The organism is Bradyrhizobium sp. CCBAU 25338, assembly GCF_028128965.1.
GTDB classification, from domain to species: domain Bacteria; phylum Pseudomonadota; class Alphaproteobacteria; order Rhizobiales; family Xanthobacteraceae; genus Bradyrhizobium; species Bradyrhizobium liaoningense.
Window position 1 is genome coordinate 98,858 of record NZ_LFKY01000002.1, and the last position, 12,554, is coordinate 111,411.

The following is a 12,554-nucleotide window of genomic DNA, read 5'->3' on the forward strand; positions in this document are numbered from 1 at the left end:
TTCACTTCAGGTGAGCATTGGAAGTTCTACAATGGTGAATAGGCGGCCCGCCTCTGTTGCGAGTGCAGCGCTTCTCTTCTGCGCTCTCGCCGGTCCGTCTGCGCGCGGCTCTGAAATAAAGATCGCCGTGGCTGACCCAATGACCGGAAGCAGCGCCGCGTTCGGCGCCCAAATGCGCGATGGTGCGGCTGCGGCAGTCGAAGTCTTGAATGTTTCGGGCCTACTGCCCGATAACGCCAAGGTTGTATTGAGTGTCGCTGACGACGCCTGCGACCCCAGGCAAGCTGTCGCAGTCGCGAATAAGCTCACGACAGAGCGGGTCCTGTTGGTGGTTGGCTACTTTTGTTCCTCTTCCTCGATCCCCGCCTCCGACATCTACGCCGAAGCAGGCATCGTTCAGGTGTCACCAGGCTCGTCAACTCCTCAGCTTACAGATCGCGGCCTTGAGACTGTCTTTCGGATCTGCGGCCGCGACGACCAACAGGGAACCGTTGCCGCCGAGTACATTCACATGAATTATCCCAACGAGAATATCGCGGTGCTCGACGATAAGAGCACTGCTGGCAAGGGAATTGCCGACGTGGTTGAAGCCCGGCTTCATCGATTCGGACGACAAGTCACTCGGCAAAGCTATGTTGCCGGCGAAAAGGACTTCAGAGCGTTGGTCTCAAGAATGAAGAAGGATCGGGTGCGCGTCGCCTATATCGGCGGTTATCATACCGAAATTGGATTGTTTCTACGCCAGGCATCAGAAGCAAAAGCAGACTTCAGAGTATGGCGAACGATCCCCTGATGACCTCCGAATTCTGGGCCATTACCGGCAGCACTGGGAATGACACACTGTTTACCTTCATGCCCGATCCCGCCGGGAATGCCAACGCGGCCGGCGCGGTCGCCGGCCTCAAAGCTTCCAGCCGGTCCGCTGAAGGCTACACGCTATACGCTTATGCAGCTGTGCAAGCCTGGGCAGAGGCGGTGTACCGTAGCGGCTCCTTCGACCCTGCGCGGGTCGCCAGCGCACTTCGTTCACGGCCGATCGATACCGTGGTTGGCCCGGTCCGGTTCGACAAAAAAGGAGACAACTCGGCTTCTGGATTTCTGGTTTACCGCTGGCGCAACGGCCATGTTGAACGCGTCACGAGGTACTGATTTGCACGGAACGCCGCGTTCCCGACCGCAAAGTATACGCAAGATGAGACGTCCTCCGAACTTGATTGCAGCGATACTCGCTAGCTCTTTTATACTTGCCGCTTTCGGAGCGTTTTTCGCTCTCGCTGCGGCGCTCGCAGAGCTACGCAGCGTCGAGCTGCCGGAGGTGCTACATCCGATGATAGACAAATAGCAGCACCGTTGTCTGATTTCGGCTTGGGAGTATCCAGGGTTTTAGGGTTGGATTCAACGCTGTTCGCCCCGCAACTTCGTGCCGGTCAATTTCGATCGGGCATCAGCAGATCAGCAGCGCTGCCCAGCATTCCTTATGCACGCTAGACCTAGACCGTAGGAAACACCAATTAACCGACTCCCGATGAAGGCACTGAGGCTGCTCACGGGCGCTATCAACGAGCTGGATGCATCCCATCAACACTTTCTATTTTACTAATTCAACCCAATCACCGCATAAGTCGGTCGCCGGCTTACGGAAAGCAAAGTTCACGAATGTCGCGCGATAATGGATCCTTTTCAGCTTGGTCGCAGCGCCACCCAGGTCTGTCGTGGCTGCATCGAGCAATGTTTGACAGCGAGACACGCGGGGCACGAATGCAGTGCGATGACCAATCGCAGTTCGCGCGGAATCTATCACGTCGTCGCCTCTCCCCTTGGCACGATACTTGAAGACTCCAAGAAGACAGCTCTCACGCACACTGTTCGGCGATGGTAAATGCGTCCGCAGCATAGAACTCAGGCAGGTGAGCTGCCCTTTCCACCGGTGCAGGCTGGACTTTTCGCTCTGACGAGGCCTGTAGCGTCAACAATCCGATGCCCCCGCGGCGGCCTCCAAGCAAAGCAGTACCATCAGCTGTTGGCCCCCCAACGGAGTCGGTGCCATTGCCGGACGCGCTGGACAGCGCGACAATCCATTCAAATCCCGCGCCAACGACAACGCTCTTCGTTTTTCCCTAGACCCTCATCCGCCTTTGCAGTCCTTTCGCGGCACATGTGTGCCCGCCTCTATGGGACCGAGCGCACCTCCTGTGCAGCAATCACGTCCAGCGAAGCGTCGGGCATCTGCCGAACGGGAAACGATACCTCTACTCAGCCTGTCCTGCATTTCACCACTTTGGAGAAATACCGTGGAACTTGACCCTTCCAATTCACGCATACAGAACCTCGAGGATCGCATCGACCTGCAACTCGAGATCGTGGCTGCCCTCATGCGCGAAGAAGATAACGAGCTCGAAGCGATCCGATTACTTAATGCGCTCATAGGCCAAATGATTACGGCGGAATTGGAGCTCGGCCGGCTTGGCGACACGAGAACCGGCGACGGACGAATGCGACTGTCGCGAGACCGTGGCGTTTACCACCCCGAGGACCTTCAGGTTCTGGGACGCCTATTTGATCAGACTGTCGCGGCATTACCGGCCGCGCTGCGGACTTCCGCCAATCGAATGACGATCGCCAAACTCATTTTTTCACGTGCAGCAGCGGACTGAGATTTAATTTGCTTTTTTCTGAAGGTTGACGGCGTTGACCGAACGTTTATCGCTGGGCTGACGGTTGCGCTAAGGCCGTACGCACCAGCGATCGACATTTTCTATTTATGGGCTCACCATCCGTAGGCGCGCCGCTCCCGCTGGCTTGCCATATAGCAACTGCTCGCCACCACGTTCGAAACCAGGCTCGCTCTATCTTGCGCCGCGGACGACACATTATATTCCATCCAGCTGGACCTTGCTGTCTCTCGACGTCTGTGGCCAGCTGCAGGGGTCGAGAGCTCGGAAGCGCAACCCAACACATACGTGCGAGACCTCGGATGACTACCGCCGCTTCCGGTCCCTCGCTGCGCCGGCTTCCCTACGCCGGTCTGTCTCAAACCCGCAGCGAACGGGGCCGAACCGTCTTTGCCAGACGACAAAGAATCCATTATGGGAGCATCGCCATTGCCGTTGCATCTCGCTCCTCTCTAGGGCGACTGACCGGTAACAAACACCACACCCGGAGCAGGAGGCCATGCGCAGGTGACTCACCCGGCAATGGGCCATCGAGACATGTCAAAAAGCCGACAGACAAGTCACATCCGGAACACGCTACATGATCCACAATTCGACATCACAAGGACTATTGCGGTCTGGACGCTTCTTGGCTTGAGGGTGGAAAATGAGCGCGCGGTCCAATTCATCATGCTCGGCTTTAGTCGCGACTGGTGGGCGCCGATCTTCCGAGTAAATGAACAGGAGCCACAACTTGTGACTCGTGACCTACCAACAGGACCACTGCGGCAATGAAGTGCACGGTAACCCGTACTCGTCTCACTCGTTTCAGAATTATTCGAATGGTGCCCGTCACGACGTTCGGTCATCACAACTTCAACAAGCATCTTTATCCTCTCCTGAAAGCGCCGAGAGCAGCTCGGTAGAAAGTCTTGCAGAGCTGATGTCTTTCTTGCTTAGACATGCAACACAATCTCGGTTTGCTTTGCGAAGGTACTTCCTTTCAGGATGTCGAGGAGTGTTTGAATGGATCAGTTCTCTTCCCAGCAGGTGCCAGATGCCGTCGTGAGCGTCGCATTTGAGAAGGCTTGGAGCTTTGTCGAGAAGGATCCGCTGCTGGCACATAATCGCAAGGCCGTCCTTCATAGCCGACTGCGCACTTACCTCGAGCATTTGATAAGAAACGGAGAACGGAATACTCTGGATCTGGCAAACGAGGCGATACGCAACTTGCGGGCTGAACTGGCGCTGTCGCCCGAGCAACCAGGCGCTTGTACATGGACCGGCGAGAGCGTCCGGCGCCGTTGAGGTATTTAGGGCGCCTTTATCGTAGAACAATCGGGTCAGCACGTGGTCGAGCGGACTTTTCTCTGCTCATGTGCGGCCCCGTTGACGAGAACGTTCCCGAAAGCTGAGGCCTGCCGCTCCTCTGGCGACCGCAAGACCAGTAAGCTGAATACAGGCCCAATCGGGGGCGAGACGGGGCGGCCGCGCTAGTATTCCTCGCGCCAGGAAGCCGACCACCCTTTTCTGCCTCACCTTGAGCTCGGCCCGGGCTTGCGCAATTTCAAGCAAGAGCATTGTCTAGCATAGCCACAGCAGGCTTCGCGACCCATCGATCGGTGGTAGAGTTACGGACTTCGAGCTAGCTAGATTTGTGGTAGTTCCCGAGCCAGAGCGATCGAGCCTGCAACGGCCGGCATCGCTCAAGCGATAGCACACCGTGCCGAAAGAATGACCTTGAGCGCCCGAGGCGGGCCATCGGTCCAGCATTGTAGGGCGCGGCCTGGGTTTGTCGCTCCTTAGCGACAGAAGGAGCCAAACACCTCCCAGATTGCTTCGCGTCGTAGCTCATCATGAACGATCATGTCAAAGAACAATCCGCGCGGGGCAACCACTGCCGAGCCGTAGCGTCTCCGTAGAAGCGGAACAGCGGCAAGCTGCGGGCTCCGCAATCTGACGCCACGTACGATTGGTGACATTTCTTTCGAAGACATGTGGTGCGGCAGTTACAGCAATTCGCGTTCATGTTGTTAAACGCACGGCGCCGGGGGGCACCGAAAGGAAACGACACTCGAATGAAAAAGATTCTGATTCTGACTGCCATTATGGGCGCACTCGGTGCGGCCACTCCCTCATTCGGCACGGACCTGGCCGGGCAGCCTGTCAAGGTCAAGGCGGCACCGCTGCCGGTCGCAGCCCCGATCATCGATTGGTCCGGCTACTATATCGGCGCCAATGGTGGCTGGGGAACGAGCAGCAATTGCTGGGATTTCAATGGCGTCGCTTCCGAGGGGTGCCACAATTCGACTGGCGGTACGATTGGCGGCCAGATCGGCTATCGTTGGCACATCTTCAACATGGTGTACGGCCTCGAAGGCCAGGGCAACTGGGCCGACTTCCGCGGCTCCAATGTCAGCACCGCCTTCCCGGCAGACACCGTTGGCACCACGACAGATGCATTCGGTCTACTCACGGGCCATATTGGATACGCGTTCAATGCTATCCTCCTTTATGGCAAGGGCGGCGCTGCGCTGACCAGCAACACCTATCACGTCAACTCGGTGGCAACTGGCACAGAGATTGGCAAAAACAGTGATGTTCGCTGGGGTGGCGTGCTGGGCGCCGGTGCCGAAGTCAGCCTCACGCCGAGCTGGTCGGCTGGCGTCGAGTATAACCACTTGTTCATGCAGCGCAGCAACATAAGCTTCCCAGCGGCCCTTGGCGCGGATCGCGTGCACCAGGACATCGATCTCATCACGGCACGGCTCAACTACAAGTTTGGCTCGCCGTTTGCCAGATAAAGGTCCCCCCGCGCTTGCTTGAATCGGGACCCCGACCGGCGGTCGGGGTTCTTTCCTCAGCTGTCCCTCTCCCTAGGGACCCCTGTCCTACTTCCGGAGCAAGGATTGCGAGCGCGTCTGAGCAAAGGATCACGCGCTCGATGGAGAGAGGCCGCCATGCTCCGACCAGTGAGCATTAGATCCGCCGATTCCACATCTCACCGACCCTACGAAGCCCCAGAGCCTCACCCAGCGCGAGATGCAGACTTGCCCAAAGGAGCGTTATATCTGCGAGTTCGCCGAAAGCGCCATGGTCAACTTGCCAGAAACTGGGAGCCAAAGATGTGACAGTTGGCGCTCGTTCCTTAACTGAATTCAAAGAACATCGAGGCGAATAGCTATCGCGACTGCTTGAATCCGGCTGGTCGCGCCCAGCTTTCCCATCGTATTCTCGACATGAAAAATGACTGCATTGTCGCTGATTCCCACGATCATCCCAATTTCCCATGACGATTTTCCCTCTCCGACGCCATTCACCGCATTCGTTGCTCTGCCGGCGACTGCGCCAGGATGATCGCATCGTCAGGCAGCCGAGATAGCGTCATCATCCTTGCTCCGAGGCGATCGACAAAGTACTCGCTGATGGCGGAGCTGGCGAAATCGGAGATCATCGCCTGTCGTCCTTGTGGATCGAATCGGTGCGAACACAAAGATGCCTCCACCTTACTCATGCCCCTAGTGATAGACGGTCCGAGGGCCCCCGGGACTGTGCCGGCGACAAGAACCAAGCAGCACTAACGGCTAGATGCTTGGGTCTGTTTAGCTTGCATGGCGAGAAAACGCAGTTGCGTCCGAACGACGCTTCGCTTTCTCTCGAATGCGAGCACGGCGATCCTGGGCTCTGAACTTCGCGATACACGTAAGGTAGAGCACGCGCGTTTCGGTGCGGGACTCGATCTGCGTCTTGTCAGTACCAATTCCCTGCTTTCAGATGAAGACAACAGAAGCGTCATCTTTTTTCCCAATCTTTCACATCGCCCATCGCTAACCTGTCGCTGATCGTCGGCGTGTGACAGCGCCGGTGACGCGATCGATGAGCAGCACGGAAGATCCGATGCAGACGCCATGCTCTCCACATTGTTGTCCGACGCTTCATCGGACCCGTCCGGCAGGCCCGGGACAAACGAACCGAACGGGCAGAAAAGGGCCACGTCAAAAGCGCAACAAGAGATAGCCGCAGTCGCGAGACCTGCTTGATGCGGAAGACATTTTGCATGCGCATCTCCAGAAGGAAGCCCCCCGGATCGGACTAGCAAGTGCCATACCAACTGTTGATTTCGCCAAAATCAATCGTCGCAGAAGGGCTTCGAACGCGGACGGTTCGTTGCGAGGTAGGTGCCTCGAAGCATTCATGACATGGGGAGGGAAGGCGACAGCACCATCGCGAACCGCGGCACGAGGTGAGCTACAGCAAGAAATGCAGCTCACCTCGGCCGCCCCCTCCTCGAGTGCCGTCCTCTCAGGGACTCACCCCCCTATTGGGGCCCAGTCAACTACCAACCTCGGCAATTGATGGGAGGGTCCACACATGGCACTCGCTAAGGAACTTGAACTGACTGCACCTCCGGCCGCGCGATTCGGGGAAACGATTAGAGCCGCCCCCGATCGGAAACACAATTTGAGCCGCACCAGATGCACCAATCATGATGGGCTTGGTAAAACAGGGCGAAGGTCGTCGCCAAAATCGGTGAAGCATGGCTTCCCTGCTCTTCGCGATCATCTCCCTGCTATATGCGAGCGTTGGCCAGGCTGGCGGTACTGCATTCCTCTCGCTGATGGCATTCTTTGGTATGTCATCGACAGAGATGCGCCCCACGGCGCTTGGTCTCAACATTGTTGTCGCGACCTATTCTACTTGGCTGTTCAACCGCAACAAGGTCGTTGACTGGACACTCCTGCGCCCTCTTCTTTTTTCGTCGATGCCAGCGTCACTTGCCGGTGGCTTGATTGTGCTCGAGGAGCAGATGTACAAAACACTGACCGGGCTCGTTCTTCTTCTGGCGAGCGCAGTAATGATCATGCACCGGGGACAAGCCGTCGATCGCGTCGGCGAAACTCCGCTCCGGGCAAGCGTGAGCATTGGCGCGGTCCTTGGCCTCGTCTCCGGCCTGACAGGGGTGGGCGGCGGTGTGTTCCTCGCCCCGACGCTCATCGCACTGAATTGGGCATCACCGAGGCAGACCGTCGCGCTATCCCCCCCTTTTATCCTGGCCAACTCCACAGTCGGATTCGTCGGAGCTCTTTTCACTGGCCAATTTCCTTCCCAGGATTTTGCTCTTTACACAATCGCCGTGCTGGCGGGTGCGGTCGCTGGAACAGTAATCGGCCTGAAATGGTTGAGCCAGACAGCCATCAGATACATACTGGCAGCGGTTCTGCTCGTTGCCGGCATCCAATTGGTTCGCACTTGAGATCGAAACGCACATCTTTCATGCGGGGATCCCAGCGCGGTCAAATCGAAGTACAAGGTTTCTGCAAGCCGCGGCTCAAGCCTGGTCCGAGCGCCTTGCCCAACTCTGAAAGCCGCCAACACGATGGCGAAAAGCCGTAGGGTCGAGCGACGGTGAGGCGGATCCGAGCGCGTTCCGGCTGATGGTCCTCAGCCGGACGGTCAGTACTAGATCGCATTCGGTTCACGCTTCCAATCGAGGGGAGGATCAACGTCGGGCAGGCCGGGCGAGCAAACGAGGCCGTCCATCAGGTGCTCTTCGTTCGGCACGCTTGGTTGAAGCCTCGCCAGGCCATAGCCGAGATCGGCGACGCCTCACCAGGAGGCTTATGTGGAACTGAATCTGGAGGTTCAACGCATTGATGCGACGCCAATGAAGACTACACAGATATCCGATCTGGCCGATCAACGGCTGCAACGGTGTTATCAGAAACGAAACGCCTCAACGATGAAGCAGAATAGAACGTATAGCAGATCGTTCCGAGCTCGCGTTTACCATCAGCACGACGTCCAAGTCGTTGTGAGTTGGTGACATGTATTTGGATCTGAACGAGATGCCGGCGAACCAAGGCGTCCCGACGCACCTCGCGGGGGGCGGTAAAGTGCGCCGGGGCCACCCCAACATCATCAGTACATCCGTGATGATGCTTCCCGCAATGAGACAAGCAGCGTGGCGGAATTGAGGCTCATTGATTTTTGCTTGAAACCAAAAAAAGTTTTTCGTGAGCTGCTCCAAAAGACTTGAATCGCACGTAGCGTCATGTGCTGCAATCGCACATCGCGCTCTGATCTAGCAAGTCACTTATCTCCGTGACGCTCCGGCCTTGAACGGGAGGCATTGCAGAGCAACCACGTCGACCTTTCCTCGGGAAGCCGGGTCGAACAGCAACAAGCTCAGCTGCCCTGCTGAGGTTTTAAGATCCCTGTTTGCGTCGCAAAGAGGTAGCACGCCAGGGAATGCGGAAACGACGCTGCCCGATGAGCGATTGATACTGCGCGCGGCTAGTCGCGGCACGCCGCGCCAATTCGAGCGTCCTTTTAGGAATTCATATGCCACCATAAACGTCCAGATAATCGCGGACGAGCGGCTCTCACTTCCAGGCCTGAACCCCTACGCTGCGTTTGGCAGTGACATCGAAAGCAGGCCAAACCTCAGGGACCGTTAGACCCCTTTGACATAACGCAAAGACATAACAGTGGGCATCGGTCAGCTTCATGCCGCTGGATCACGAGAAAGTTGGGCTTTGCAGACGTCTCTTCTGAACAAATATTGCGACGCTCGCCTGCCTTGGTACACCATATACCCGACCGTACCGGATTTCTCCGCGACTGTCGGTGCCAAGACTTGTGAGACGTGGTTGAGGCGGCTGCCGCCCGACGATCCCGTGTCGCTATACATCCATGTTCCGTTCTGTCGTTCTATCTGTTGGTATTGCGGCTTCCCTACAAGCCTCACGCGCAGCGAGCGACCGATCCGCAATTACTTGGCGGCGTTGCATGCCGAGATACTTTTGGTCGCAGAGCAAGCGCCTCGGGCTCTGCGGGTCAGCGACGTGCATTTCGGCGGCGGGACGCCGACCGCCATTGCACCGGCCGATTTCCTCGCCTTGATGGGTCTCCTGCGACGCCGCTTCGCGTTCAGCAAATCAGCTACCATTGCCATAGAAATCGACCCACGTGCGTTCACGGCGGAGATGGTCGAAACATTACAAGTGGCCGGCGTCAATCGCGCGAGCATCGGCGTGCAAAGCTTCGATCGGGTGGTTCAAAGGTCGGTGAACCGCGTGCAGAGCGAGGTGCAGACGGTGTCTGTCGTCGAAACTCTTCGCCAGCATGGGATAAGCCGCATCAATTTCGACCTCCTCTTCGGACTCCCACATCAGACGGTGCGGTCTTGCGTGGACTCTACACGGACGGCTCTGGCCATGCGGCCAGACCGGCTTGCGGTTTTCGGCTATGCTCACGTCCCCTCCTATATGAAGCGTCAGCGCCAGATCGATGAGACGGCGCTGCCGGACAATGTCGCCCGCGCCGAGCAAGCCGCGGCCATTGCAGATACGCTGGTCTCGGCCGGCTACCGCCAGATCGGGCTCGACCATTTCGCCCTGCCCAACGACGAGCTCGCGCTCGCGCAGAAATCGGGTCGGCTGCGCCGCAACTCCCTGGGCTATTCGGCTGATACCTGCAAAACCGTAATCGGCTTAGGTCCGTCAGCCATCGGCCGTCTGCGTGAGGGTTACGTCCAGAACGAGATCGCAACCGCCTCCTATCACGAACACATTCAGGCTGGTCGTCCGGCAACCTCAAAAGGCTACTGCCTCTCCCCCGAAGATCGCCTCCGCGCCGCAATTATCGAGCGTCTGATGTGCGATTTGCAGGCCGACGTACCAGCGATCTGTGCTGCTCACGGATTTGATCCGATTCCTCTTCTAAATTCGGCCAACCGGCTGGGAATGCTCGCCGACGACGGAATAGTGGACATTGAAGAGGGATTCATTCGGGTCAAGCAGGAACACCGGTTTCTCATTCGTGCTGTTGCTGCCGCATTCGACACCTATCTCGACCGTACCCCTATTAACTAAGCCGCGCATGTGAGCAGATTTCAAACATTTAAGCTCTTCGCGACGGAATGATCTGAAGAGGCACCTCCGGCAGAGGCACCTCCGGCAGACAGGCCAGATTTCGAGGATGCAGCGGCGGTGTCATGACAACGACCTTTCAGATATGGCCCTAAACCGGGAGGACTGACTAAAAGGAAGCCGATTTGGAGGAGAGGCGCAGCGGATTCCGCCGTTCAGGGCCACCGCTCGATCATGCCGAGAGGGCTCTGCCCCCCTCCCCTTGAGCGCTCTTGATAATGGTGACGGCCTCAGCGACGTGCCGCTGGAGACGCCGGCGCCCGCACCAGCGTCGGGAATTTTACGGCTGGATGGAGCTTTGCGAAGCTACGGTCCACCTCCTCGAGCACAGTTGGACACTCGACCACGCCTGCAGCATCTCAGACTCAAGGCTCGGCTGTCTTCGGTCCGGCGATCACTGGCGCGCCTCCGACGGAAACAGGTCCCCGTGGTTTGGACCGCCCGAAGCGTTTCCTGGCGACGCTCGAAACAGCCGGGCCTGGCGACGAAGGAGGCTCGGAAGCAGCAGAAGGGACAGGTGTTGAACTCTGCAGCGCATCGATCCGCGAAGTCAGCATGGTGATCCGATCCAGGATCCCTTTGAGGACATCCCGCTGGGCATCGATCCGGCGGTTGAGTTCTGCGATCTCATCACCAGTTTTCTGCTGTGCCCACTTTATCTCGGACAAGGATGCCCTGTCCTCCGGTGGCAGGCTCATCGTTGAAACGACTTCCCTGCTTTCCGGCGTCTCGACAGGCTCGTCAAGGTTAGCCGAAAGCCAGGCGCCAGCAGCACACGAGCCGACGAGGATAAGCGGGAGCACCAAAACCGGGAGAAGCCGTCTTGACGGCCCGCGCAAGAGCGGCCGCAAGTCTGAAGCGGCCGCCAGATCAATCAAATCCATTGTCCCTCGCTCAAGATCCCATTCCAGCAGGCTCATTTTGTCGACGCGATAGACTGCAATGCTCACGCGCTCCAGGAGCTGCCAGCGTCGACAATAATCAATCTTGGCGAGCTGCCCGATCGGCTGCGCCTGCTCCTATGAAACGCTCCTTCTCGAGCAACGCAGCGCGACAATTTGCGCGCGTTCTCCCTGATAGCGCCACCAAGGAGCAATGGTTCTCGTCTTTGTCGATTTTCTTACTGCGCCCAGGCACGAATGCAAACCGTCCACGGACTCCTGCAAGTGTTCGATGGAGCCCGGCTCACGCATTGCCCAGACCAGCAACTTTGTCTGGGACGCGCCACGTAAGCGCCACGGCTGATCGGCCGAGCCGCAATGGCGCGATTGGACCGGCAAACATTGCACCTGATCAACTACCAGTTCCGGCAGGTTGTTCGAGATGACGGGCACGTGGCAAGCGTGACCAACGAACGCCGCGCACATCAAGGTTTTGGATGCAAGACAGGTTTTGCCGCGCCGACGGCAGCCAGCAACTACTCGCCGATATCCGCCAAAGCTGCTCGATGGCTGATTCCTCCGATCTCCTGGGCCATCACGTTGGATGTTGTGGTGTGGCTGCCGCGCGGGCAAATTCAAAGGCTCTTCGGCCTTCGAGCCCGCCGATCGTCTCGTGTTTCTCTGACAACGATACCAATGAAGCGCTTCGTAAAGCCAAGCCTCTTGCACGGCGAGCCTTGCTTTCTGGTCGCTGCCGTTTGGTCCAGAGAGCCGCCTTCGATGCAGATGCGCGGCACCGCCAGACTCGCCTGACTCACAGTGAGCTAGGTGGACATTCGCAATGTTCTGGTGGCCAGGGCAGCAAGCCCCCGCGCGCTCGCGAGCATTTGCCGAGCCAGCGCTCTCCGCTGGCTCTCGGCGCACCGGCGTCATGCACAAGCAAAGTTTCGGACCAGATCATCATCGCGCCGCGAGCTGAGAGGTTCAGGACGCCTGAGTGGCTCTGTTCGGATAGATCGAGTTCTGGCTCTTCCCCCTCACCCTCGGACGCGAAACGACGCCGACGATGCCGCTTGCTCGTCATTGCGAGG

11 protein-coding genes are annotated in these 12,554 nt (G+C 58.0%); 8 read left to right on the forward strand and 3 right to left on the reverse strand.

Annotated elements, in window-relative coordinates; genetic code table 11:
• The first annotated feature begins 139 nt into the window (after window positions 1–139).
• The 5 genes from ACM42_RS02030 to ACM42_RS02050 all read left to right on the forward strand — a co-directional run bounded on the left by ACM42_RS02030 (window position 140) and on the right by ACM42_RS02050 (window position 5,455).
• Complete coding sequence (locus ACM42_RS02030; RefSeq protein WP_271526448.1) at window positions 140–793, forward strand: branched-chain amino acid ABC transporter substrate-binding protein; 654 nt, start codon at window positions 140–142, stop codon at window positions 791–793.
• Complete coding sequence (locus ACM42_RS02035; protein WP_271526449.1) at window positions 793–1,149, forward strand: ABC transporter substrate-binding protein; 357 nt, start codon at window positions 793–795, stop codon at window positions 1,147–1,149. Before ACM42_RS02030 ends, ACM42_RS02035 begins: the two co-directional genes overlap by 1 nt.
• A gap of 1,142 nt (window positions 1,150–2,291) precedes the next feature.
• The gene (locus ACM42_RS02040) at window positions 2,292–2,654 is read left to right on the forward strand and encodes a NolY (RefSeq protein WP_128948425.1); all 363 of its coding nucleotides are present in this window, start codon (window positions 2,292–2,294) and stop codon (window positions 2,652–2,654) included.
• A 1,023-nt stretch (window positions 2,655–3,677) separates the two neighbouring features.
• Window positions 3,678–3,959 carry a hypothetical protein gene (locus ACM42_RS02045; RefSeq protein WP_271526450.1) on the forward strand — a complete coding sequence of 94 codons (282 nt, stop codon included), beginning with the start codon at window positions 3,678–3,680 and terminating at the stop codon, window positions 3,957–3,959.
• Between the two features lie 770 nt (window positions 3,960–4,729).
• Window positions 4,730–5,455, forward strand: a complete 726-nt coding sequence (locus ACM42_RS02050) for an outer membrane protein (protein ID WP_128948423.1) — start codon at window positions 4,730–4,732, stop codon at window positions 5,453–5,455.
• Between the two features lie 354 nt (window positions 5,456–5,809).
• Here ACM42_RS02050 and ACM42_RS02055 read toward each other — a convergent pair whose 3' ends face one another.
• Window positions 5,810–5,971, reverse strand: a complete 162-nt coding sequence (locus ACM42_RS02055; RefSeq protein ID WP_128948422.1) for a helix-turn-helix domain-containing protein — start codon at window positions 5,969–5,971, stop codon at window positions 5,810–5,812.
• The gene (locus ACM42_RS02060) at window positions 5,968–6,105 is read right to left on the reverse strand and encodes a hypothetical protein (protein WP_164937383.1); all 138 of its coding nucleotides are present in this window, start codon (window positions 6,103–6,105) and stop codon (window positions 5,968–5,970) included. The genes ACM42_RS02055 and ACM42_RS02060 overlap by 4 nt, the downstream gene beginning before the upstream one ends.
• A gap of 1,083 nt (window positions 6,106–7,188) precedes the next feature.
• On the opposite strand from ACM42_RS02060, the gene ACM42_RS02065 reads away from it, so the two are divergent.
• The gene (locus tag ACM42_RS02065) at window positions 7,189–7,905 is read left to right on the forward strand and encodes a sulfite exporter TauE/SafE family protein (RefSeq protein WP_271526451.1); all 717 of its coding nucleotides are present in this window, start codon (window positions 7,189–7,191) and stop codon (window positions 7,903–7,905) included.
• Window positions 7,906–9,187: 1,282 nt separating this feature from the next.
• A complete protein-coding gene (gene hemN / locus ACM42_RS02070; RefSeq protein WP_271526919.1) occupies window positions 9,188–10,525 on the forward strand; it encodes an oxygen-independent coproporphyrinogen III oxidase in 1,338 nt (445 codons plus the stop codon).
• 422 nt (window positions 10,526–10,947) lie between these two features.
• Here the strand turns inward: hemN and ACM42_RS02075 are convergent, their stop codons facing one another.
• Window positions 10,948–11,532, reverse strand: coding sequence for a hypothetical protein (locus ACM42_RS02075; RefSeq protein WP_271526452.1), 585 nt, complete (start codon window positions 11,530–11,532; stop codon window positions 10,948–10,950).
• A gap of 309 nt (window positions 11,533–11,841) precedes the next feature.
• Here ACM42_RS02075 and ACM42_RS02080 point away from each other — a divergent pair, with 309 nt between their 5' ends.
• The gene (locus tag ACM42_RS02080) at window positions 11,842–12,276 is read left to right on the forward strand and encodes a hypothetical protein (RefSeq protein ID WP_271526453.1); all 435 of its coding nucleotides are present in this window, start codon (window positions 11,842–11,844) and stop codon (window positions 12,274–12,276) included.
• The last annotated feature ends 278 nt before the right edge of the window (window positions 12,277–12,554 follow it).